Raw genomic sequence first — 23,177 nt, 5'->3', positions numbered from 1 at the left:
CTCGTAGACGGTCGGCTCGCCGGGGACGGGCTCCTCCGTGTCGGGTGCCAGGGTGAGTGTGAGCACCTCTTCCTTCTCGCCGCGCAACACTGCCAGGATCCGGTGGGACGGGAGCTTGCCGAACGGCTCGGAGAACTCGAAGTAGTCGGCGAACTTCGCACCCTCGGTCTCCTTGCCCTTACGGACCGCGGACACCAGCTGCCCGCGGGTCCACATCAGCTCGCGGAGCTCACCGACCAGGTCTGCGTCTTCGGCGAAACGCTCGACGAGGATCGCGCGCGCACCCTCGAGCTGTTCGGCCGTGTAGGACGCCGGATCAGTGGAGGGATCGGTGATCAGTGCGTCGGCGACGGGTTCGTGACCGGCCTCGCGGGCGATCTGCGCCTTGGTGCGCCGCTTCGGCTTGAACGGCAGGTAGATGTCCTCGAGGCGCGCCTTCGTGTCGGCGGTCATGATCTGCCCACGCAGCTGGTCGTCGAGCTTGCCCTGCGAGTCGATCGACTCGAGCACGGCGACCCGGCGCTCGTCCAGTTCCCGCAGGTAGCGCAGGCGTTCCTCGAGTTGGCGGAGCTGAGCGTCGTCGAGCGTTCCGGTGACTTCCTTGCGGTACCGGGCGATGAAGGGCACGGTGGCTCCACCGTCGAGGAGGTCCACGGCGGCCGCGACCTGTCCCTCCCGGACGTCGAGTTCCTCGGCAATGCGCTGGTTCACGGTCTTGAGAGTCACGGAAATGGACCCTACCGCTACTCTGAGACAATATCGTCGGCGGTGAGGCCGTCACGGAAATCTCGGGAGAATTTCATGTCCAGGCTGATCCGATGCCTGACGGTCATGGTCTTCGTGCTGGTTGCGCCGGCCTGCACCATCCCGACCGAGACGAACTCCGTGGTCGACATCCCGGCGACGTCACCGGCCGTCGCGACCCCCGACCTCCTCCCGGCCGACGACCCGCCGGCGGGGGACGGCGTGACCGTGAGCCCGGAGCCGTTCCCCTCCGCGCGAGTTCCCGTTTCCGCACCCCTCGCCGAACGCATCTCGGCGGCGGTCGCGACGGCGTCCGCCGAACGCGGCGCCGACATGTCGATCGCTGTTCTGGACCGCGCCACCGGCAGCTATCTGGAGGGTGCCGCCGCCGAACCCGTCGAAACGGCGTCGTTGGCCAAGCTGTTCATCGCCGCCCAGATGTATCACCTCGACGCGCTCGGTGAGCGGCCGCTGTCCGACTTCGACCGTGTCCTCCTGAAGCGGATGCTCGAATCGTCCGACGACGACGCGGCCAACACTCTCTGGGACGATCTCGGCGGCTCGGACGTCGTCGTCGACGTCGCCGGGCGGTACGGACTCGCCGCGACCACCCCACCCTGGGACGGATTGTGGTGGAACACCGAGACGACCGCCGCCGACCTCGTGACGTTCTATGCCGGGCTTCTCGACGATCGCGACGGCCTGGGCGCGGATCGCATCGCCGAATTCGTCGGCTACCTGCGCTCGTCGACACCCGCGGGGATCGACGGTTACGACCAGCGGTTCGGCATCCCCGACGGGTTGCCCGGCGAGAACGTCGTCGGGGTGAAGCAGGGTTGGATGTGCTGTGTGGGAGATCGGTGGATCCACGTGTCGACCGGCCTGATCGGTGACGACAACCGCTACATCGTGGCCGTCGCGTCGCGGGAGGACATCCGGTACGAGGACGACGAGGAGTCGTACCCGGACACCGCGATCACGGATGTCACCGAGGATTCCAGCGCCCGGCATGCACGGGACACGATGACCGGATTCGTGAAGTCGCTGTTCCCCACCGGTGTCGTCGACGACTGGGCGCAGCCCCAGGGTTAGAGCTGCGGCAGGCCCGGAAGCCGGTTCAGGGCAACAGGTCCGGGCGGCGTTCGGCGGTGCGTTGCAGCGACTGCTCCCGCCGCCACGCAGCCACCTTCGCGTGATCACCCGACAGCAGGACCGGCGGGACGTCGAGTCCGCGCCACGTCGCCGGCCGCGTGTAGCTGGGACCTTCGAGGAGGCCGTCGGAGAACGAATCTTCTTGGTGCGACTGCTGATTGCCGAGGACTCCGGGAATCAGGCGCACGAACGCCTCGGTCATCACCAGCACGGCCGCCTCGCCCCCGATGAGGACGTAGTCGCCGATGCTCACCTCTTCGACGCGCACCCGGCGGGCGGCGTCGTCGAACACGCGCTGATCGATGCCTTCGTACCGTCCGCAGGCGAAGACGATGTGCTTCTCCCCCGCCCAGCGCTCGGCGGTGGCCTGCGTGAAAGGAACACCGGCCGGTGTGGGGACGACCAGCAGCGTGTCCGAGTCGCCGTCGCCCGCGGCGAGGACGTCGTCGAGGGCGGGACCCCACACGGTGGGTTTCATGACCATCCCCGGCCCGCCGCCGTACGGCGAATCGTCGACGGCCTTGTGAACGTCGTGCGTCCAGTCCCGCAGATCGTGCACGTCGACGGAGATGAGGCCTTTGTCGATGGCCTTGCCGAGCAACGCCGCTCGAAGCGGTTCGAGGTACTCGGGGAAGATGGTGACCACGTCGAGACGCATGGCTACCGACTCACTTCCCGTCGGCGGAGTCACCGAAGTCGGGATCGAGTAACCCTTCCGGCGGATCGATCTCGACGATGCCGTCGGCGACGGACACCGACGTGACGATCGCGGCCACGAACGGGACGAGAAGTTCGCCGGACTGTTCGCCGGCCCGGCGGACCGAGAGCAATTCGCCTGCCGCGGAATGCAATACCTCGATGACGGTTCCCACCTCGGTGCCGTCCGCGAGGCGCACCGACAGTCCCTCGAGTTCGTGATCGTAGAACTCGTCGGGGTCGTCGGACGGCTCGAGTTCGGCGCTGTCGATGACGAACAGGGTGCCCCGCAGGGCATCCGCCGCGGTGCGGTCCGACACACCCTCGAGGCGCAGCAGAAGCCGCCCGGAATGGTCCCGGGCGGCTTCCACCGTGTATGTGCTCACAGTCTGCTCGCGCGGCTTGTGTCCCCGCAGCACGGCACCGACGGCGAATCGATCGTCGGGTTCGTCGGTGCGAACCTCGACCACGATCTCACCCTTGATGCCGTGCGACTTGGCGACACGGCCGACGACGAGCTCCACTGCTGTAAGGCCTCTACTGATCGGTGTCGACGACGTCGACACGGATCCCGCGGCCACCGATACCGGAGACCAGCGTCCGCAGAGCGGTCGCGGTGCGACCACCACGGCCGATGACCTTGCCGAGATCGTCAGGGTTGACGTGCACCTCGACAGTGCGCCCCCGACGCCCGGTGATCAGCTCGACACGAACGTCGTCGGGGTTGGCGACGATGCCACGAACGAGGTGCTCCACGGYATCGGCGACGACGGCACTCACTTGTCAGCAGCCTCGGACTCTGCAGCAGCCTCGGCGGGAGCGTCGGCAGCAGCCTCGGCGTCCTCGGCCTTCGCCTTCTTCTTCTTGGGCGTGATGGCCTCGCCGACGGGCTCGTTCTCGGCCTGCGCGAGCGCAGCCTGGAACAGCTCCAGCTTGGAGGGCTTGGCTTCCTTGACGCGGAGGGTGCCCTCGGCGCCCGGCAGGCCCTTGAACTTCTGCCAGTCACCGGTGATCTTGAGGATGGCCTCGACGGGCTCGGTGGGCTGGGCGCCGACGCCGAGCCAGTACTGAGCGCGCTCGGAATCGACCTCGATCAGCGAGGGCTCTTCCTTGGGGTGGTACTTGCCGATGGTCTCGATCGCACGGCCGTTGCGGCGGGTGCGGGAGTCGGCGACGACGATGCGGTACTGCGGGTTCCGGATCTTGCCGAGCCGGGTGAGCTTGATCTTGACAGCCACTGCTGTACTTCTCCTTCAGTGCGCACACGAGTGTGCTCACGTGTCACGTGCAATTCGGCGACGCGCAGGAATAGCGCGCCCGGTTTTGCCTCTAACCTGTGACCGCCGCGCGGTGCGTGACCGGATGCGACGAACAGCGGTTCATTCTGCCAGACGAACACCGTCAGGGGGAAACCAGGTCATCGGGTCTTGACGACGGTGCCCCGCAGCACCACGACGTCGGGCGCGGCGAGGGCGTCGCTGCTCGCGCGCGGATCGTTCCGGAAGACCAGCAGATCCGCGGGCGCACCCGCTTCCACTCCCGGATGTCCGAGCCACGCGCGCGCGTCCCAGCATGCGGCGCCGAGGGCCTCGGACGGGGTCAGTCCGACCGCCTTCAGTTCCTCGACCTCGTCGGCGATGCGTCCGTGGACGATCGATCCGCCGGCGTCGGTGCCGGCGTAGATCGGGATCCCCGCGTCGTGAGCGGCACCGATGGTGTCCTTCACCCGCGAGTGCAGGTCACGCATGTGCGCGGCGTAGATCGGGAACCGCGAGGCGGACTCGGCGATGTCCGGGAACGTCGCGATGTTGATCAGCGTCGGGACGAGGGCGGTTCCGTGCGAGACCATCAGCTCGATCGTCTCGTCGGTGAGCCCGGTGCCGTGCTCGATGCAGTCGATTCCGGCGTTGATCAGACCCGGAAGCGCATCCTCAGCGAAGACGTGCGCGGTGACGCGAGCCCCTTCGCGGTGTGCGGCCGCGATCGCTTCGACGAGGATGTCGTCGCTCCACAACGGCGCCAGGTCGCCCGCGGAGCGGTCGATCCAGTCGCCGACGAGCTTGACCCACCCGTCACCGGCCCGGGCCTGGCGCACCACCTCGTCCGGCAGTTGCGACTCGTCCTCCAGATCGACCGGCAGTCCGCGAATGTAGCGCTTGGGGGCTGCGATGTGCTGCCCGGCGCGGATGATCCTCGGCAGGTCGGGACGATCGTCGACGAACCGGGTGTCGACCGGCGAACCCGCGTCGCGGATCAGCAGGACCCCACAGTCACGCTCGGTCTCCGCCTGCGCGATCAACCCCTCGACGCTCTCGCCACCGCCGCCGCCGAACCGGATGCCGACGTGGCAGTGGGCGTCGACGAGACCGGGCACGATCCATCCCGATTCGCAGACGGTCTCGGCACCGGGAACCGGTTCCGTCGAGATCACACCGCCGTCGACCCAGAACTCGACCGGCTGTTCGTCGGGCAGACCGGTGCCCCGGAAGTGCAGTGCGGCCATCGGCTACTTCTTCGGCAGCTTCAGCTGGGACAGGTCGATGCCCTCGAGCCCGGGCGGCAATTCGTCGAGGCCCTTCGGCATGTTCGACAGATCGGGCATCCCCGCGGGGAGACCGCCGGGCGGCATTCCCGGGAACCCGCCGGGCAGGCCGCCGGGGAATCCTCCGCGCACCTTCGGCGGCGTCGGGCCCTTGCCACCCTTCTTGCCCTTCTTGCCCTTCTTGCTGCGCTGCTGCTTCCGCGAGCCGGGCATGCCCATTCGCCCGGCCATCGCGGCCATCATCTTGCGGGCCTCGAAGAAACGGTCGACGAGCTGGTTGACGTCGGAGACMTTGACGCCCGAACCGTTGGCGATCCGCAGCCTGCGGGACGCGTTGATGATCTTGGGATCGTCGCGCTCGGCGGGGGTCATGCCGCGGATGATGGCCTGCACCCGGTCGAGCTGTTTCTCGTCGACGTTCGCGAGAGCGTCCTTCATCTGTCCGGCACCCGGGAGCATGCCCAGGAGGTTGCCGATGGGGCCCATCTTGCGGACGGCCATCATCTGCTCGAGGAAGTCCTCCAGCGTGAGCTGTCCCGAGCCGATCTTCTGTGCGGTGGCCTCGGCCTGCTCGGCGTCGAAGTGCTGCTCGGCCGCCTCGATCAGGCTGAGGACGTCACCCATGCCGAGGATGCGGCTGGCCATGCGATCGGGATGGAAGACGTCGAAGTCCTCGAGCTTCTCACCCGTGGACGCGAACAGAATGGGCTGCCCGGTGACCTCGCGGACGCTGAGCGCCGCACCACCGCGGGCGTCACCGTCGAGCTTCGTGAGCACGACACCGGTGAATCCGACACCCTCACGGAACGCCTCGGCCGTGCTGACCGCGTCCTGACCGATCATCGCGTCGAGAACGAAGATCGTCTCGTCCGGGTTCACGGCGTCGCGGATACCCGCCGCCTGCGCCATCAGGTCGGCGTCGATACCCAGGCGGCCCGCGGTGTCGACGATCACCACGTCGAACTGCTTGTTGCGGGCTTCCTCGACACCTGCCCGGGCCACCTCGATCGGGTCGGCCGCGGTGATGCCCAGCTCGTTGTCGCCGCCGCCGATGGACGTGCCGGGGTGCGGTGCGAACACCGTGGCGCCCGCCCTCTCGCCGACGATCTGCAGCTGGGTGACGGCGCCGGGACGCTGCAGGTCGCAGGCGACGAGCAGCGGGGTGTGCCCCTGGTCGCGCAGCCACTTCGCGAGCTTGCCGGCGAGCGTCGTCTTACCGGAACCCTGCAGACCGGCGAGCATGATGACCGTCGGCGGCGTCTTGGCGAACACCAGACGGCGGGTCTCGCCACCGAGGATCCCGACGAGTTCCTCATTGACGATCTTGACGACCTGCTGCGCCGGGTTCAGCGCCGCCGACACCTCGACGCCCTTGGCGCGTTCCTTGATCTTGGCGATGAACGCGCGGACGACGGGCAGCGCGACGTCTGCCTCGAGCAGGGCCAACCGGATCTCACGGCAGGTGGCATCGATGTCGGCTCCGGAAAGGCGACCCTTGCCACGCAGATCCTTGAGGGTTCCGGTCAACCTGTCGGAAAGGGATTCGAACACCGAGTGCGCTCCTGAAGTCATACGAGTATGCGGTGGATATTCTCGGGCACCAGCCTAGCCGCTCACGTCCTGCCGTTCATTCTCCCCCGCTGCCCTCCTGCTTCTTCGGCTTCGTGAGCGGAACGACGCCGAGGATCGCGCTCTCGACCTGTTCCCTGCTCGCCCGGGTGTCCCCGCCGCCGAGATCGAGGCAGAACGAGTCGATCACCGAAGAACCCAGGGTGGTCACCCGCGCCCAGCGGACGTCCGCGCCGCACGTGTCGAACGCGTCGGCGAGCCGGGACAGCAGCCCCAGCCGGTCCTCGGCCCTCAGTTCGAGGATGACCTCGCCGGGCGATGCGGTGTCGAACCAGATGACCCGCGGCGGCGCCTGCGCGTACTGCACCGGAACCGCGGCTTCGCCCCGTTCCTCCACAGCGGCGACGCGCTGGCTCTCGCGAGCCTCCTCTTCCTTGGCCGTGAGCATCTCCAGCAGGTTCAGCTCCCCCGCCAGCGCGCGGATCAGCTCCTGCCGCAGCAGACCCGCTTGCGGCGGCGCCCCGAATCTCGGGGACACGACGAACGAGTTGACCGCCGACCCCTCGGCGCTGCCCAGGGACGCGGAGTAGACCCGCAGGGAGTGCAGCGCGAGCACGCCCGCCGCCTTCGACAGCAGACCCCGCTGATCGGGTGCGATGACCGTCACCACATACGTGTGGGGACTGTCGGCGGGAACCAGCGCGACGTGCACGCCACCCGACGCGGCCAGAGCCACGTGTTCCGGATCGAGCGGATCGGGTGCGGGAAGCACCTCTCCCGCCATGACCAGACGGCAGCGGCGCACGAGTTCCCCGATCAGCGACGACTTCCAGTCGCCCCACACACCGGGACCCGTCGCCAGCGAATCGGCCTCCGCCAGCGCATGCAGCAACTCCAGCAGGACGCCGTCGCCGCCGATCGCTTCCACGACCCGCTCGACCGTCTCGGGATCGTCGAGGTCCCGCCGGGTCGCGGTGTGCGGCAGCAGCAGGTGGTGGCGCACGATCGCCGTCAGCAGCGCGACGTCCGACGGCCACAATCCGAGGCGCTTACCGATCTGGGTGGCCAGTTCCGCGCCGACCACGCTGTGGTCGCCGCCGCGGCCCTTGCCGATGTCGTGCAGTAACGCGCCGAGCATCAGCAGGTCCGGGCGGGCCACGCGGGTGGTGAACCCGCTGGCATAGGCAGCGGTCTCGACGAGATGACGGTCCACCGTCCACGTGTGCACCGCGTCCCGCGGCGGCAGGTCCCGGACGGCACCCCACTCGGGAAGAAGCCTGCCCCACAGGCCGGTCCGATCGAGAGCTTCGATCGCCGCGACGGCACGGCTACCCGAGCCCAGCATCACCAGCAGATCGTTCAGCGCCTCCTTCGGCCACGGCTCGCGCAGCTCGGGAGCGTTGTCGGCCAGGCGATTCAGAGTGGACGCCGACATCGGCATCCCCGTCGTCGCCGACGCCGACGCGACCCGCAGCACGAGGCCGGGATCCTTCGCCGGCCGGGCGTCGCGCGCCAGCACCACTTCACCGGCGTGCTCGACGACACCCTCGTCGAGGGGCCGTCGCACCGGTGGTCGGCGCAACCGCGCCAGACCGCGCCGCGGCAGGGCGTGCCCGGCCGTCCGCACACCGACGTCGACGGAATAGCTGATGGTGCGTGCGGCATCGCTGAGCATGCGCGCGAGGTCGAATCGATCGCCGATCCGCAGTGCGGCGCCGATCTCGTCGGCGTCCTGCGCCCGCAACTGATCGCGGGAGCGGCCCGCGACCCGGTGCAGTTCGGTGCGGACGTCGAGGAGCCGGCGATGTGCGAGTGCCAGTCCCCCGCCGGGCGACTCGGGACCGAGCCCGGGCATGCCGTCGGTGAGCTGCGCGATGGACAGCGCGTTGAGCAACTGTACGTCCCGCAGTCCACCGCGACCGCTCTTCAGGTCGGGCTCTGCGCGGTGGGCGATCTCGCCGCTGCGTTCCCAGCGCGACCGCGTCTGCTCGATGAGTCCGTCGAAACGGTTGCGGATGTCGGTGCGCCACTGCCTGCGGACGCCGCTGATGAGCAGATTGGTCAGCTCGACGTCGCCGACGATATGACGCGCCTCGAGCATTCCCAGAGCCGCGGTGATGTCCGTGTCCGCCACCTGTAGTGCCTGAGGGATGGTGCGGACGCTGTGGTCGAGCTTGATGTGCGCGTCCCACAACGGATACCAGAGTTGGTCGGCGACCTGCGCGACGACTGCCGGATCCATGTCGTCGTGAAGCAGGAGGAGGTCGAGATCCGAATACGGCAGAAGTTCCCGCCGTCCGAGCCCACCGACAGCGACGAGTGCGAAACCGCTGTCGGGCTTGATGCCCAGCTCGGCACCCTTTGTGGTCAACCAGAACTCGTGCAGGTCCACGAGCGCGTGACGGAGCGCTGCGGCGTCGAGCCGACGCCCGTGTCCTGCGGGATTCCTTGCGCCGGGGCCGGTCTCGGAGCCGCCGGTGAGCAGTTGCCTGCGTGCGCGGGCCAGGTCCGCTGCTTCGTCCGATCCGCCTGACGCAACCGGCCCTGGTTCCGTCGCCTTGGCGACGGGACCAGGGCCGGTCTTACCGGACCCGTTGGGGTCAGAGCGCATCCGCGCCGCGTTCCCCGGTGCGCACCCGGATGACCGACTCGACCGGCGAGACCCAGACCTTGCCGTCACCGATCTTGCCGGTGCGTGCCGCTTCGACGATCACCTCGACGACCTTGTCCACAGCAGCGTCGTCCACGACGACCTCGACCCGGACCTTCGGAACGAAATCGACCGAGTACTCGGCACCTCGGTAGACCTCGGTGTGGCCCTTCTGCCGGCCGTACCCCTGGACCTCGCTGACGGTCATGCCCAGGACGCCCGCCTGCTCGAGTCCCGTCTTGACGTCCTCCAGAGTGAACGGCTTGACAATTGCTGTGATCAGCTTCATTTCCTCATCCCTCCTTGCCGGATACACGAGCAGTCGCCGAGTTTCCGCCGAGAGCGGCGAAATCGTAGCCAGTTTCTGCGTGTTCCGACTCGTCCACTCCAAGTGATTCACCCTCGTCGCTGAGCCGCAGACCGATCGTGAACTTCACGATCAACGCGACGACGGCCGTACCGACGAGCGAGTAAAGCAGTACTGCTCCGGCGCCCACTGCCTGACGCCAGAGTTGGTCGAGGCCTCCACCATAGAACAGTCCGACAACACCCGCGGGCGCCTCAGCCGTTGCGACCAGGCCGACCATCAGCGTTCCGACGATGCCGCCGACGAGGTGGACACCGACGACGTCGAGCGAGTCGTCGAACCCGAAGCGGAACTTGAGTCCGACCGCGAGCGCGCAGAGTGCGCCCGCGACGACGCCGATGGCGAGCGCGCCGAGGACGTTCACCGAGGAACAGGAAGGCGTGATGGCAACCAGGCCGGCCACGATTCCGGACGCCGCACCGAGTGTGGTGGCGTGGCCGTCGCGAATCCGCTCGACCAGGAGCCAGGCGAGCATGGCCGCGCACGTTCCGATGACGGTGGTGATGAAGGTTGCTCCGGCGATGCCGTTGGAACCGACGGCCGAACCGGCGTTGAAACCGAACCAGCCGAACCAGAGGAGGCCGGCGCCGAGCATCACGAAGGGCAGGTTGTGCGGACGGAACGGGGTGCCCGGCCATCCCTTGCGCTTGCCGAGGATGATCGCGAGGACGAGGCCGGCGGCGCCGGCGTTGATGTGGACGGCGGTACCACCCGCGAAGTCGACCGCGGCGAGCTTGTTGGCGATCCAGCCACCGGTCTCGGCGGTGACGCCGTCGAAGGCGAAGACCCAGTGCGCCACGGGGAAGTACACGACCGTCGCCCAGAGGCCGGCGAACAGCAGCCAGGAACCGAAGCGCAGGCGATCCGCCACGGCACCCGAGATGAGGGCCACGGTGATGATCGCGAACATGGCCTGGAACGCGACGAAGACCGTCGCGGGGATGGTGCCGACGAGCGGGATCGCGGAATCGGCGATCACCGAACCGGCATCGTCGGTCTCGGCGAGGTACGACCCGCCGATCAGTCCTTTGAGCCCGAAGTACTGGAACGGATCACCGACAAGGTTTCCCTTGTCCTCACCGAAGGCCATGGAGTAGCCGTAGAGAACCCACAGGATGCCGACGACACCCATCGCGCTGATGCTCATCATGAGCATGTTCAGCACGCTCTTGGCCCGCACCATGCCGCCGTAGAAGAACGCAAGACCCGGAGTCATGAGCAACACGAGCGCGGCGCTGGTCAGCATCCACGCTGTGTCCCCGGTGTCCGGTGCACCGATAGTGGGGAAATCCACCTTGAGCCTCCTCCTTCTCTGCCCAGCCGGTAGCGGCTGACGACCTGAGAAGAAGGGTGCTCAGTTGGTGTTTCGGCTGTGCCACTGCACTGTTTCGCGCGCGTGAACGCATCGGCCTATTTTGTTGCGTGCAGGTTTCGCCAGGCGATTTGCGGTCGGTTTCAGCCCGCCTGAGCGGTCCGGGAGCCCGAGACGACCCGGATCGCTGCGTCAGCCGAGCAACGCGTCGACGAAGGCACCCGGCTCGAACGGCGCCAGATCGTCGGCGCCCTCACCGAGTCCGACGAGCTTCACGGGAACCCCGAGTTCGTGCTGAACCTGGAACACGATGCCGCCCTTGGCGGTGCCGTCGAGCTTGGTGAGCACCACACCGGTGATGTCGACGACCTCGGCGAACACCCGCGCCTGCGCGAGGCCGTTCTGCCCGATGGTCGCGTCCAGGACGAGGAGGACGTCGTCCACCGACGCCTTCTTCTCGATGACCCGCTTCACCTTGCCCAGCTCGTCCATCAGTCCGGTCTTCGTGTGGAGCCGGCCGGCCGTGTCGATCAGCACGACGTCGACGCCGTTGTCGATTCCCTTGGCCACGGCATCGAACGCGACGGCCGCCGGATCTGCGGCTTCCTTCCCGCGCACCACCTCGGCGCCCACCCGCTCGGCCCACGTCTGCAGCTGGTCCGCGGCGGCAGCACGGAACGTGTCGGCGGCACCGAGCAGGACACGCCTGCCGTCGGCCACGAGAACACGCGCGAGCTTGCCGGTGGTCGTCGTCTTGCCGGTGCCGTTCACACCGACGACCAGCAGGACCGCCGGGTGGTCGTCGTGCGGCAGGGCACGGATCGAGCGATCGAGTTCCGGCCGGAGTTCGGCGACCAGGACTTCGCGGAGGAGCGCACGGGCATCGGCCTCGGTGCGGACGCTGCGCGACGCCATCTGCTCACGCAGCGACGTGACGATCTTCGTGGTGGTCGCCGAGCCGAGGTCGGCGATGAGGAGCGTGTCCTCCACCTCTTCCCAGGAGTCCTCGTCGAGATCGCCGCCGCCGAGCAGTCCGAGCAGGCTCTTGCCCACGGCGGACTGGGAACGGGACAACCGCCCACGCAGACGGTCGAGCCGCCCCTCCGTGGGAGCGATGACGTCGAGCACCGGCGCGGCGGGGGCCGGTGCGGCTTCGGCTTCGGGTTCGGGCGCGGGCGCGACCTCGGGTTCCGGTTCGACCTCGGGTGCGACGACCGGTTCGTACGTGACCGGCTCCGGCGGGACCGTCGGCTTCTCCGGGGCCTTCTCCGGCTCGGGCGCCTTCTCCGGTGCCGGGGGTGTGACGACCTCGGGTTCGGGTACGACGATCTCGGGTTCGGGCACCGGCTTCGGCAGAACCGGCTCGGGCGCAGGCGGACGTGGCGGCGCCGTCGCCGTCGACCCCTGGCTGAAGTTGAACCCGCCGTCCGCGCGGTAACTGCCCGAACGGTCCTTCTCCGCCGTGGTGACCTGCGGGGTGTCCGGCGCCTTCAGGGAGATTCGGCGACGCCGATACAGCAGGGACCCGACGACGAGAACGACGAGAAGTACGGCCAGTGCGGCCGCGATGGCAATCCAAGCTCCGGTAGTCACGCCGCCCATTGTTTCAGGCTCCGGATTTCGTTGCTCACTGCCTTCCCACGCGCACAGTCCCGGCTCGGACCGGAATCAGGCGTCCGCGGCCGCCATGTCCTGGCCACGGAGCCGCTGGGAGATGACGGTGGTGATGCCGTCGCCGCGCATGCTGACGCCGTAGAGCGCGTCGGCCACCTCCATCGTCGGCTTCTGGTGGGTGATGACGATCAGCTGCGACTTCTCCCGCAACTGCTCGAACAATCCGATCAGACGACGCAGGTTCGTGTCGTCCAGTGCGGCCTCCACCTCGTCCATCACATAGAAGGGGGACGGCCTGGCCCGGAAGATCGCCACGAGCATCGCCACCGCCGTCAGCGACTTCTCGCCACCGGACAGCAACGACAGCCGTTTGACCTTCTTGCCGGGCGGCCGGGCCTCCACCTCGATGCCGGTGGTCAGCATGTCCGACGGGTCGGTGAGCACCAACCTGCCTTCACCGCCGGGGAACAGTTTCGCGAACACCTGCACGAATTCGCGTTCGACGTCCGAGTAGGCCTCGGTGAATACCTGCAGGATACGGGCATCGACGTCGGCCACCACCCCGAGGAGATCCTTGCGGGCGGTCTTCACGTCCTCGAGCTGTGTCGAGAGGAAGTTGTAGCGCTCCTCGAGCGCGGCGAACTCCTCGAGTGCCAGCGGGTTGACCTTGCCGAGCGTCGCCAGGTCCCTCTCGGCACGTTTCGCGCGACGCTCCTGCGTGGCGCGGTCGTACGGAATCGGTGCGGGCATCGTGACCTGCTCGCCGCGCTCCTTCGCCTGCTCGTACTCCTCCATCTCGAGTGCGGACGGCGGCAGCGCGACGTCGGGGCCGTATTCGGCGATCAGATCGTCCAGGCCGATGCCGTGCTGTTCGAGGATCGCCTCCTCGAGTTGCTCGATGCGCAGCGCGGCCTGGGCGCGAGCCACCTCGTCGCGGTGCACGGCGTCGGTGAGCGACGCCAGCTGTCCGCTCAGCTGACGCACCCTTTCCTTCACCTGTTCGAGTTGGGTGGTCCGCTCGGTGCGGGCCCGCGCGAGTTCGTCGCGGTGCGCCATCGCGGCGTCGACGACGTCACCGAGGTGCTCGGCGACCCGCTGCCCGGACTCGGCGACCGCCGCCGCGACCGCGGCCGCGTTCTGGCGCGCCTTCATCGCACGTTCGGCCCGGGCGCGCGCGTCGCGTTCCACCTGTGCGGCGCGGCGCAGGGAATCCGCCTTGCCGCGCACCGATTCGGCACGCTCCTCGGCCGTGCGCACCGACAGTCGGGCTTCCACCTCCACGGCACGCATTTCGGCCAGCGCCGCGGCCGCCATCTCACGATCGATGCTCGTCGTGTCGGATCCACCCGTGTCGGCGCCGGAGGACGACCCGTCCTGTTCCGCCAGGCGCAGCCGTTCCTCGAGTTCGGCGAGCGCGGTCAGCGTGTCCTCGCGACCGCTCTCGGCCTTGTCCCGCTGCGCCATGAGCCGATCGGATTCGGCGTGCGCGGCCCGCGCGGCCTGGCCGAGGCGGCCGAGGCGCTCGTAGATGGCGGACATCGCGGCGTCGGATTCGTTCAGCGCGGCCAGTGCCTGCTCGGCGTTCTCCTGACGGTCGGCCTGTTCCGCGACCGCGCCGGACAGTGCCGCGGACAGTTCCTCGGCGCGACGTTCGGCGCGGGCCAGATCCTGCACCGAGTTGTCGATGGCGGCCTGGACCTCGAGGGTGCTCGGCTGACGGTCCGAGCCGCCGCTCATCCAGCCCGTTCCGAGGAGATCTCCGTCTCGGGTGACGGCGCGCACGTCGGGCCTGCGCCGGACGGTCTCGACGGCGTCGTCGAGGGAATCGACCACGACCACTCCGCCCAGGAGCGCTGCGAGCCCGGTCCGCAGTTCGGCGGGGCAGTCGATGACGTCGACGGCCCACCGGGCGCCGGAGTCCAGGTGCCCGCCGTCACCTGCGACGTGATCGGTGCCGATGAACAGGGACGCCCGTCCGCTGTCCGTTTCCTTCAGCGCACCGACGGCGCCGCGGGCGGCGTCGAGGGATTCGGCGACGACGGCGTCCGCGGCGGGGCCCATGGCCGCGGCGACAGCACCCTCGTATCCCTTCTCGACGGTGATGAGTCCACCGATCGGTCCCCGGATGCCGTGCTGCGCCCGATTCTCGACGAGCCAGCCGGCGCCGTCCTTGCGTTCGAGGCCCATCGACAGCGCGTCGATCCGGGCACGCAGGGATGCCACTTCCTGTCCGGCGGCGCGCTCCTCGGCCTGGAGTTCCGTGACGCGTTCGGTGATCAGGCGCAGTGCCTCGACGGCACGCTCGTGGTGGGAATCCAGCCCGAGCTCGCCGGCGTCGAGGTCACCGATCTCGTCCTGGACCACCTCGAATTCGGACTGTGCCGCGTCGCCGCGCTGCCGGGCCTCTTCGATTGCGACGGTCAGCCGGGACACTTCGGCGTCGACGGAGTCGGCGCGGGTGCGCAGCGTGTCGACCTGCCCGGACAGCCGGGCCAGGCCTTCACGGCGGTCGGCGATCGCCCGGACCGCCGCCATGTGAGCGCGTTCGGCCTCGGCGGCGGTCTCCTCCCCCAGTGCCAGCTGCTCCTTGGCCGCGTCCAGCGCCGCGCGCGCCATCTCGACGGCTTCGACGAGCTCCATTTCCTCCGCGGCGATCCGGTCGGCGCGGGCCTCCATCTCGTCCGGATCCTGACCGCGGTTCGCGGAGGGCTCGGAGTCGAGGTGGCGCGCCCGTTCGCGGGCGATGCGGATGGTCGCGTTGACGCGCTCCGCGAGTGCCGACAGCTGGAACCACGTCTGCGCGGCCGCTTCCGCACCCGGTGTGAGCCTCGACAGTTCCTGTTCGTGCCGTCCCAGCTCCAGATTGGCCTCGTCGAGCGCCTCGGTGACCTGGTCGTGCTGCTCACGCGCGACCTTCTCGTCCTGAGCCTGGTTGGCCAGCTCCTCGCGCCGCGTGACCAGGTCGTCCGCGGCGAGCCGCAGCTTCGCGTCGCGGAGGTCGGCCTGCACGGTCTGGGCGCGGCGCGCCACCTCGGCCTGCCTGCCGAGCGGTTTGAGCTGGCGCCGCAGTTCCGCCGTGAGGTCGTTCAGGCGCGCCAGATTGGCCTGCATGGCGTCGAGTTTGCGGACCGCTTTTTCCTTGCGCTTGCGGTGCTTGAGAACGCCGGCTGCTTCCTCGATGAATGCGCGCCGATCCTCCGGTCGGGATTCGAGGATGGCGGCGAGGCGGCCCTGACCGACGATCACGTGCATCTCCCGGCCGATGCCGGAGTCGCTGAGCAGTTCCTGCACGTCCATGAGCCGGCACGAGCTGCCGTTGATCTCGTATTCTCCGGCGCCGTCGCGGAACATGCGCCGGGTGATCGACACCTCGGAGTAGTCGATCGGCAGGGCGCCGTCGGAGTTGTCGATGGTCAGCGTGACCTCGGCGCGTCCGAGGGGCGCCCGCCCGGCGGTGCCGGCGAAGATGACATCTTCCATCTTGCCGCCGCGCAGTGCCTTCGCCCCCTGCTCGCCCATCACCCAGGTGAGCGCGTCGACGACGTTGGATTTACCCGACCCGTTGGGCCCTACGACACAGGTGATTCCCGGCTCGAATCGCAGAGTCGTTGCGGACGCAAAGGATTTAAATCCCTTCAGCGTCAGACTCTTCAGATGCATGACGGAGAACTTTACCTGCGGTTCACCGTTCCACGAACCCGGTGAGGTCGCCGCGGGCGGAATCCCATTGCTCCACGACGAGATCCACCGCGCCCGGAGTGTCTCCCGACCGCAGCAGCGTCAGCAGGGTTTCCAGCTTGTCCCGAGGCCCCTCGGCGATGACGAGCACGCGGCCGTCCTTCTGGTTGGCCGCGTATCCGACGAGGCCGAGTTCCAGCGCGCGGGCGCGGGTCCACCACCGGAATCCCACACCCTGCACGAATCCGTGCACCCACGCGGTCATTCTCTCCATGTCCGTCACGACCGTTCGAGCTTGTAGATCTTCCCGGTGAAGCTGGTGGCATAGAGCGCGTCAGGATCCCAGCCCGGTCCGGCGCCGAACCGCACCGAGGACACGAGCGGCAGTCCGGACGCCAGGGCGCAGCTCTCCCCCGTCGTGGGATCGACCCGCACCACCTTGCCGCCGCCGTTGTAGGCGACGTAGACGATGCCGTCCGGTCCGGCGGTGAGGTCGTCGGCCGCGTTGAGGGGCCCGGAGCCGGGCAGCGCGACGGAGACAACGGGTCCGCCGAGGTCGTCTTCGCGGAGGATGCGCAGCGTGGTGGTCGTGTCGAACGTCGTCACCGTGTAGACGTTGCCGTCGTGCGCGGAGAGACCGTCGACGGTGCCGAGATCGGTGCGGACGACCTCGGGTGTGTGGGGATCCGCCGCGGGGACGCGCGTCAGTCCCGCCCCGGAGCCCAGATTCCGGGTGGTGAGGATGTCTCCGTTGCCCAGCCGGACCAGCCCGTTCGGCATGACCAGTCCCTCGGCCACGGTGCGTGTGTCACCCGTGTCGAGGTTCACGACGTCGACCGTGCCGCTCGCCGAGCCGGTGACCCCGGCGGCGAAGGAGTTCCCCGTGGCGAAGTACGCGTCGGCGCCGTCCACGGCGATTCCACCGGGCGACTCGACCTCGGGCACGACCGGGGTGACAGTGCCGTCGGGGGCGACCCCGTCGAGGGCTCCGCCGCCCACCAGGCCTGTCCGCGACACCAGCATGGTGCCCGCGCCGTCGAAGGCCAGGTTCTCGAGAACACCCGCCCCGGACGTCACCTCCGACACCGACCACGGGGTGCACGCACCGCCGGGGGGCGAGAACGCGGGCCCGGCGGCCGCGGGCGCGACCACGAGCAGACCCGCGCAGAGCGCCGTCCCGCCCGCGAGTGCGGCCAGCTCACGACGCATCATGCTTCCCTCTGGACGGTCAACGTCACTTTCGTCCCGGCCTTCAGCGTCCGCCCGACCGTGCAGACCTTGTCGACCGACCGTTCCACGAGCGCCACCAGACGCTCCTGCGCGTCGGCGTCGAGCTCGCTGAGGTCCAGCTCCAGCACCTCGTCCAGCTGCGGGTACACCTCGTTCTCCCGGTCGGCGGCACCGGACACCCGGATGGTGGCGTCGTAGTTGTCGCCCAGTCGCCGCGACAGCGGGAAGTCCGAGCTCATTCCACTGCACGCGGCGAGTGCGATCTTCAGGAGTTCCCCGGGGGTAAACACGCCCTCCACGCCCTCGGAGCCGATCAGGACCTCGGCGCCGCGCGAGCTGCGGCCCGTGTATCGCCGGGTGCCCGTCCGCTCGACCCACAGTGAGGTAGGCGCCGTCGTGTCGGAAGTCTGTTCTGCCATGGGTCAATCCTGCCACCGATCGACGCAACGCCAGGTAGGTGGGTGGGCGGCAGTGGTTTCCACACAATTGTGAACGAGGATTCTCAGCAGAGGGAACCGGTGGGCCGTAGGGTGAACCGACCAATGACGCCGAGACGTAGCGGGGAATGCAGATGGGCCAGATCGGTAGTGCGGGAGAGCGCGGGCTTCAGTCCGAGTACGGCACCGAGGATCGTGCCGCCAAGTTCTACTCGGATCAGATGCTGGACCATCTCAATCCGACGATGATCGAGTTCGTCGGCCGCCAGGAGATCGCCTTCATCGCCACCGCCGACGCGTCCGGCGAATGCGACAACAGTCTGCGCGCCGGGACACCGGGATTCATGCACGTCATCGACTCGAAGACCCTCGCGTATCCGGAGTACCGCGGCAACGGCGTCATGGCGAGCCTCGGCAACATCCGGGAAAACCCGCACGTCGGAATCATTCTCGTGGACTTCGTGCAGGACCTCATCGGACTGCACGTGAACGGCTCGGCCCGGATCGTCGAAGACCCGGCCCTGCGCTCCGAGTTCGCAGATCTGCCTGCGGACCACACGAACGGCCGGATCCCGGAACGCTGGGTGGTCGTGGACGTCGAGGAGGCATACATCCACTGTCGCAAGCACATTCCGAGAATGGCACCGGTCCCCCGCCACCGCGAGTGGGGCACCGACGACGTGAAACGCAAGGGCGGCGACTACTTCGACGCCAAGGCGACACCGCGCCACGACACCGACGGCCAGCTCTCCGAGGAGCCCGCGACCGCCGAACTCACACAGACGACTTCGCCGGGCTTCTCCGTGGTGCCGGCTGGCACTTCGGGCAACTGAACGACGAGCGGTTCATGAATTTCTCTCGCCTGATCGCGGTGCCGCACCGCGGGCACGGGCGATCCTCCTGACCGTAGGCGGACAGCGAACGGTCGAAATAGCCCGACTCGCCGTTGACGTTCACGTAGAGCGCGTCGAAGGACGTGCCGCCCTGGGTGAGTGCCTCACGCATGACCTCCTGGGCGGCCGTGAGCACTTCACGGACCTTGGGACCACTCAGCCTGTCGGTGAGCCGATTTCCGTGGATCTGTGCGCGCCACAGCGCCTCGTCCGCATAGATGTTGCCGATGCCGGAGACGACGGTCTGGTCCAGAAGCGCACGTTTGATCTCGGTGTGCTTGCCGCGCACGACCTTGACGGTGGCCGCGAGGTCGAAACGCGGATCCAGTGGGTCACGGGCGATGTGCGCCACCGAGTCCGGCACGAGCGAGCCGTCGACGTCGACGAGCGGCGCCAGCGCCCAGCCCCCGAACGTCCGCTGGTCGACGAACCGGAGGTCGAGACCGGAATCGAGCCGGGCCCGGATCCGCAAATGCTTCTCGGTCGGCAATTCCGGTGGCTGCACGAGCATTTGACCACTCATGCCGAGATGCACCACGAGAGCGACCGTGCTGGGTTCGAGGACCAGCCACAGATACTTTCCACGACGGTCGGCGCTCGCGATACGTTCGCCGGTGAGCTGTCCGGCGAGGTCGGCGGCGCCGGGCAGATGACGCCTGATCGCACGTGGGTGCAGGATGTCGACGGAATCGATCGACGCCCCCACGATGTGGCGTTCGAGTCCGCGCCGGACCACCTCGACTTCGGGTAGTTCAGGCACTGACGTCGTCGGCCGCTACGTCGGGGCCTGCGTCGGACAACGCATTCCACGCCGTGCTCGCAGCCTTCTGCTCGGCCTCTTTCTTGGAGCGGCCGATACCGACGCCGAGGGGCTTGCCGCCGACGATCACGGTGGCGGTGAATTCCTTGTCGTGGTCCGGGCCGGTCGCGGTGATCTCGTACGCCGGGACACCGACGCCACGCTCCGCCGTCAACTCCTGCAGACTCGTCTTCCAGTCCAGACCCGCGCCGAGGCGAGGGGCTCGCTGGAGAAGGTCGCTGAAGAGGTCGAGTACGACGCGTCGCGCCGTGTCGATGCCGTGCTCGAGGTGGATGGCGCCGAGAATCGACTCCATGCCGTCCGCCAGGATGCTCGGCTTGTCACGGCCACCGGTCATCTCCTCGCCCTTACCGAGCAGAAGATGGGCACCGAGGCCGCCCTCACCGAGTGTGCGGGCCACCTCCGCGAGCGCGTGCATGTTGACGATGCTCGCCCGGATCTTCGCGAGGTCGCCCTCGGACTTGTCCGGATGCGCAAGGTACAGCTTCTCGGTGACGGTGACTCCGAGCACGGAGTCACCGAGGAATTCGAGGCGCTCGTTCGTGGGCAGACCACCGTTCTCGTACGCATACGAGCGGTGCGTCAACGCCAGGGTGAGCAGTGAAGGCTCGATTTCTACGCCGAGGGCGGCGAGGAGGGAAGCATGATCCTCCTCGCCGCCGGCGGGTGTATTACTGATGTCGCTCGTCACAACGCCTCTCCGCGGAGAACTAGACGGCGGCAGTGACCTGGCGGCCCTTGTATGTGCCACACGACGGGCACGCGACGTGGGGCAGCGTCTTCTCGCCGCAGCCACGGTTGGGGCAGGTGACGAGGGTAGGCACAGTGGTCTTCCACTGGCTGCGACGCGACCTCGTGTTGGATCGCGACATTCTGCGCTTGGGGACAGCCACTTCTACTTCTCCTCGGCTTCGGTGTTCACAAGATTCTTGCTGGGTTCTGATTCCACGCCAAATTTGGCTGCAAGACCAGCCCAGCGAGGATCAAGTATGTCATGCCCATGGCCAGATTCGGCAATCGCCAGGCGAACGCCACATTCTGGGCACAATCCTTGGCAGTCGTCACTGCAGAGCGGCTGCAACGGCAGTGCGAGGCCGACGGCGTCGATCACGACGGGTTCGAGGTCGATCTCGTCGTCGACGACGTGATAGACCTCCCCCTCCTCCGTGGTCTCTTCCGTGGCACTGTCCGGGTAAGCGAACAGCTCCGTGAGAGTCAGGTCCACCGTGTCCGAGAACGGCTCGAGACATCTCGAGCACTCCCCCACGGTGTCGGCTCGCAACGAACCGGTGACCAGAACCCCCTCGGATACGGCCTCCAACCGGAGATCGAGATCGATCTCCGATCCTTCCTCGATGGCGATCAGGTCGAGACCGATGCGCTGTGGCGCCGTCACCACCCGTTCCACGGTGCGCATCGAACCGGGACGACGGCCGAGTTTGACCGTGTCCAGCACGAAGTCCGCGTCCCGTCGGGAACGCGATGAGCTGTGGCGATGGGATGACAACAAACTTCACTTTCGAGAAAAGGGAAACGACAAAGGGCAACCACTCCACGATACGCAATCTGCGCGGTGGAGCCAAATTCGGTCGAGGGCGCCGGCCGGGCGGTGGCTCAGCGGCGACGCTCGGCCCGGCGGTCGTCGACGTCGTAGTCCGAGGCGTAATCGGGGACACCTGAACCGGTCCGCAACTGCTGACGTCCCCGGCCCACGGACCGGACGGTGCCGTTCAGGAAGTCCTCGAATTCCGCGAGCTTCGTGTCGACGTACAGATCGCAGTCCGAGCGGAGACGATCCGATTCGGCGTGCGCGGAGTCGATCACCCGGGCCGACTCGGCGTGCGCCGCCTGGACGACCTCCGTCTGCGAGACGAGGCGCGCCTGCTCGGCCGTGCCCTCCGCGACGGACCTCTCGTAGGACGCCTTGCCCGACTCGATCATGCGCTCGGCTTCGGACCGCGCACGACCCGTCAGTGCGTCGTATTCGCGCTGGCCTTCCGCGACGGACGACTCGGCCTCGGCGCGCGCGTCGGTGACCAATTGCTCGGCGTGCGCGCGGGCCTCGGCGACCATCCGGTCGGCCTGCGCCTTCGCGTCCGCCAGAATGCGGTCGGCGTCGTCTCGCGCGTTCTCGATGGTGGAGTTCGCCTCGGCGTTGGCGCTGGAGATGGTCTTCTCCGCGTTGGACCGCGCGTCCCCCACCAGTTTGTCCTTGTGGTCCAGGACGTCCTGGGCGTCGTCGAGTTCACCGGGAATGGCATCGCGCACGTCGTCGAGCAGTTCGAGGACGTCGCCGCGCGGAACCACGCAGCCGGCGGTCATCGGTACGCCGCGTGCCTCTTCGACAATCGCGACAAGTTCGTCGAGCGCCTCGAATACCCGGTACACAAGCAACCCCAATCATCCATGACCCTCAGCAGGTCGGCGCAGCCTTCTTCGTGCAAGTCTGCCCGACCGGACGCCGCGGGTGTGTCGTGGCAGCCGGTGTGTCGGGTATCAGCTGCTCTCGGCGGCGCGCTCGGCGATCCTCGCGAGAAGACGGGCGTGCACCTTCTCGGGCAGCATGTCGGAGACGTCGCCGCCGAACGTGGCCACTTCCTTCACGAGCGAACTCGACAGGTAGCTGTAGGTGGGGTTGGTCGGGATGAAGAGGGTGTCGACGCCACTGAGCTTCTGGTTCATCTGCGCCATCTGCAGCTCGTAGTCGAAGTCGTTGGCGCCGCGCAGGCCCTTGACGATCGCTGTGATCCCTTGCTGCTTGGCGTAATCCACGAGCAGGCCGTGCCACGAGGACACCCGCACGTTGGGCAGCTCACTGGTCGAGTCTTCGAGCATCTCGATGCGCTCCTCGACGGTGAACAGGCCACGTTTGCTCTTGTTGACCATGACCGTCACGATGACCTCGTCGAACTGCGCGGCAGCTCTGCCGATCACGTCAAGGTGGCCATTGGTCACGGGGTCGAAGGATCCGGGGCAGACAGCGCCAGTCATGAGTCCAGACCGTAGCAGGTCGCCAATTCGATTCTCGCCTCGCCGTACTTCTTCGCCTTGACGGGCGCGAAGCCCTCGGGCCACGCCGTCTCGGGTGACCTCGACGACCGCTCGAGCACCACGATCGAGCCGTCGCCGACCCAGCCGTTGACCCGGAGGTGGCCGAGCACCGTCTGTACCGCCTCGTCGTCGACGGCGTACGGCGGATCCGCCATCACCAGGTCGTACGTCCGGTCGGAGGTGCCCGCGAGCACCGCGGCCACCGGAGCCCCGCGCACTTCCGCGCCCGGCAGACCGACCGTCGTCACGTTGTGCTTGATGATGCCCGCCGCTTTCGAGTCGGACTCGACGAGGACGACGCGGTCCGCACCCCGGGAGAGCGCCTCCAGGCCGAGCGCCCCCGACCCCGCGTAGAGGTCGAGGACGGACGCGCCTTCGAGGTCCATCCGGCTGTGCAGTGCGCTGAACAATGCCTCGCGGAC

Annotated in this window: 24 protein-coding genes; 2 read left to right on the top strand and 22 right to left on the bottom strand. The window is 68.1% G+C overall.

Features of this window, described 5'->3' with window-relative positions; genetic code table 11:
- Positions 1-726 (bottom strand): Tex-like N-terminal domain-containing protein (locus AC1D1G_RS24700; RefSeq protein ID WP_477954064.1); only part of this gene is annotated, 726 nt, incomplete at its 3' end.
- Positions 727-801: 75 nt separating this feature from the next.
- On the opposite strand from AC1D1G_RS24700, the gene AC1D1G_RS24695 reads away from it, so the two are divergent.
- The gene (locus AC1D1G_RS24695; protein WP_317568931.1) at positions 802-1,836 is read left to right on the top strand and encodes a serine hydrolase; all 1,035 of its coding nucleotides are present in this window, start codon (positions 802-804) and stop codon (positions 1,834-1,836) included.
- A 25-nt stretch (positions 1,837-1,861) separates the two neighbouring features.
- Here AC1D1G_RS24695 and trmD read toward each other — a convergent pair whose 3' ends face one another.
- The 14 genes from trmD to AC1D1G_RS24625 form a co-directional block, all read right to left on the bottom strand.
- Positions 1,862-2,554, bottom strand: coding sequence for a tRNA (guanosine(37)-N1)-methyltransferase TrmD (trmD, locus tag AC1D1G_RS24690; protein ID WP_317568932.1), 693 nt, complete (start codon positions 2,552-2,554; stop codon positions 1,862-1,864).
- A 10-nt stretch (positions 2,555-2,564) separates the two neighbouring features.
- Positions 2,565-3,116, bottom strand: a complete 552-nt coding sequence (gene rimM, locus AC1D1G_RS24685; RefSeq protein WP_317568933.1) for a ribosome maturation factor RimM — start codon at positions 3,114-3,116, stop codon at positions 2,565-2,567.
- A gap of 13 nt (positions 3,117-3,129) precedes the next feature.
- The gene (locus AC1D1G_RS24680; protein WP_477954062.1) at positions 3,130-3,372 is read right to left on the bottom strand and encodes an RNA-binding protein; all 243 of its coding nucleotides are present in this window, start codon (positions 3,370-3,372) and stop codon (positions 3,130-3,132) included.
- On the bottom strand, positions 3,369-3,830 hold the full coding sequence (rpsP, locus tag AC1D1G_RS24675) for a 30S ribosomal protein S16 (RefSeq protein WP_005240477.1): 462 nt from the start codon (positions 3,828-3,830) through the stop codon (positions 3,369-3,371). The genes AC1D1G_RS24680 and rpsP overlap by 4 nt, the downstream gene beginning before the upstream one ends.
- Positions 3,831-4,009: 179 nt before the next feature.
- Positions 4,010-5,095, bottom strand: coding sequence for an amidohydrolase family protein (locus AC1D1G_RS24670; protein WP_283334802.1), 1,086 nt, complete (start codon positions 5,093-5,095; stop codon positions 4,010-4,012).
- Positions 5,096-5,098: 3 nt separating this feature from the next.
- Positions 5,099-6,685 carry a signal recognition particle protein gene (gene ffh, locus AC1D1G_RS24665; RefSeq protein ID WP_477954061.1) on the bottom strand — a complete coding sequence of 529 codons (1,587 nt, stop codon included), beginning with the start codon at positions 6,683-6,685 and terminating at the stop codon, positions 5,099-5,101.
- Between the two features lie 76 nt (positions 6,686-6,761).
- Positions 6,762-9,314, bottom strand: a complete 2,553-nt coding sequence (locus AC1D1G_RS24660) for a [protein-PII] uridylyltransferase (protein ID WP_283334804.1) — start codon at positions 9,312-9,314, stop codon at positions 6,762-6,764.
- The gene (locus AC1D1G_RS24655) at positions 9,304-9,642 is read right to left on the bottom strand and encodes a P-II family nitrogen regulator (protein WP_005240467.1); all 339 of its coding nucleotides are present in this window, start codon (positions 9,640-9,642) and stop codon (positions 9,304-9,306) included. The genes AC1D1G_RS24660 and AC1D1G_RS24655 overlap by 11 nt, the downstream gene beginning before the upstream one ends.
- A 4-nt stretch (positions 9,643-9,646) precedes the next feature.
- On the bottom strand, positions 9,647-10,966 hold the full coding sequence (locus AC1D1G_RS24650) for an ammonium transporter (RefSeq protein ID WP_371113085.1): 1,320 nt from the start codon (positions 10,964-10,966) through the stop codon (positions 9,647-9,649).
- A 258-nt stretch (positions 10,967-11,224) separates the two neighbouring features.
- Positions 11,225-12,634: a signal recognition particle-docking protein FtsY gene (gene ftsY / locus AC1D1G_RS24645; protein ID WP_477954059.1), complete on the bottom strand. Its 1,410-nt coding sequence runs from the start codon at positions 12,632-12,634 to the stop codon at positions 11,225-11,227.
- A 66-nt stretch (positions 12,635-12,700) separates the two neighbouring features.
- A complete protein-coding gene (smc, locus tag AC1D1G_RS24640) occupies positions 12,701-16,306 on the bottom strand; it encodes a chromosome segregation protein SMC (protein WP_477954057.1) in 3,606 nt (1,201 codons plus the stop codon).
- A gap of 22 nt (positions 16,307-16,328) precedes the next feature.
- Entirely contained in the window at positions 16,329-16,598 is a 270-nt protein-coding gene (locus tag AC1D1G_RS24635; protein WP_011598391.1) for an acylphosphatase, read from the bottom strand.
- A gap of 5 nt (positions 16,599-16,603) precedes the next feature.
- On the bottom strand, positions 16,604-17,533 hold the full coding sequence (locus AC1D1G_RS24630; protein ID WP_280781780.1) for an NHL repeat-containing protein: 930 nt from the start codon (positions 17,531-17,533) through the stop codon (positions 16,604-16,606).
- A complete protein-coding gene (locus AC1D1G_RS24625) occupies positions 17,533-17,973 on the bottom strand; it encodes an OsmC family protein (protein ID WP_105413037.1) in 441 nt (146 codons plus the stop codon). The genes AC1D1G_RS24630 and AC1D1G_RS24625 overlap by 1 nt, the downstream gene beginning before the upstream one ends.
- 146 nt (positions 17,974-18,119) lie before the next feature.
- Between AC1D1G_RS24625 and AC1D1G_RS24620 the strand changes: the two genes are divergently transcribed.
- Positions 18,120-18,824: a pyridoxamine 5'-phosphate oxidase family protein gene (locus tag AC1D1G_RS24620; RefSeq protein ID WP_283354237.1), complete on the top strand. Its 705-nt coding sequence runs from the start codon at positions 18,120-18,122 to the stop codon at positions 18,822-18,824.
- On the opposite strand, the gene mutM is transcribed toward AC1D1G_RS24620, so the two are convergent.
- From mutM to rsmD, 7 genes are all read right to left on the bottom strand, one after another.
- Complete coding sequence (gene mutM, locus AC1D1G_RS24615) at positions 18,766-19,644, bottom strand: bifunctional DNA-formamidopyrimidine glycosylase/DNA-(apurinic or apyrimidinic site) lyase (RefSeq protein ID WP_283334807.1); 879 nt, start codon at positions 19,642-19,644, stop codon at positions 18,766-18,768. The genes AC1D1G_RS24620 and mutM overlap by 59 nt on opposite strands.
- A complete protein-coding gene (gene rnc, locus AC1D1G_RS24610) occupies positions 19,637-20,395 on the bottom strand; it encodes a ribonuclease III (protein WP_009479707.1) in 759 nt (252 codons plus the stop codon). The genes mutM and rnc overlap by 8 nt, the downstream gene beginning before the upstream one ends.
- A 19-nt stretch (positions 20,396-20,414) precedes the next feature.
- On the bottom strand, positions 20,415-20,597 hold the full coding sequence (rpmF, locus tag AC1D1G_RS24605; RefSeq protein WP_005240446.1) for a 50S ribosomal protein L32: 183 nt from the start codon (positions 20,595-20,597) through the stop codon (positions 20,415-20,417).
- A gap of 2 nt (positions 20,598-20,599) precedes the next feature.
- A complete protein-coding gene (locus tag AC1D1G_RS24600; protein ID WP_009479706.1) occupies positions 20,600-21,160 on the bottom strand; it encodes a YceD family protein in 561 nt (186 codons plus the stop codon).
- 158 nt (positions 21,161-21,318) lie between these two features.
- Positions 21,319-22,092, bottom strand: coding sequence for a DivIVA domain-containing protein (locus AC1D1G_RS24595; RefSeq protein ID WP_283334844.1), 774 nt, complete (start codon positions 22,090-22,092; stop codon positions 21,319-21,321).
- Positions 22,093-22,200: 108 nt separating this feature from the next.
- On the bottom strand, positions 22,201-22,695 hold the full coding sequence (gene coaD, locus AC1D1G_RS24590; RefSeq protein WP_005240440.1) for a pantetheine-phosphate adenylyltransferase: 495 nt from the start codon (positions 22,693-22,695) through the stop codon (positions 22,201-22,203).
- Positions 22,692-23,177 (bottom strand): 16S rRNA (guanine(966)-N(2))-methyltransferase RsmD (gene rsmD, locus AC1D1G_RS24585; protein ID WP_477954055.1); only part of this gene is annotated, 486 nt, incomplete at its 5' end. The genes rsmD and coaD, both read right to left, overlap by 4 nt.

Source organism: Rhodococcus sp. P3_B8, from assembly GCF_056402775.1.
Note: the sequence above shows the minus strand (reverse complement) of the source record. Positions and strands in the feature narration are given on the sequence as shown.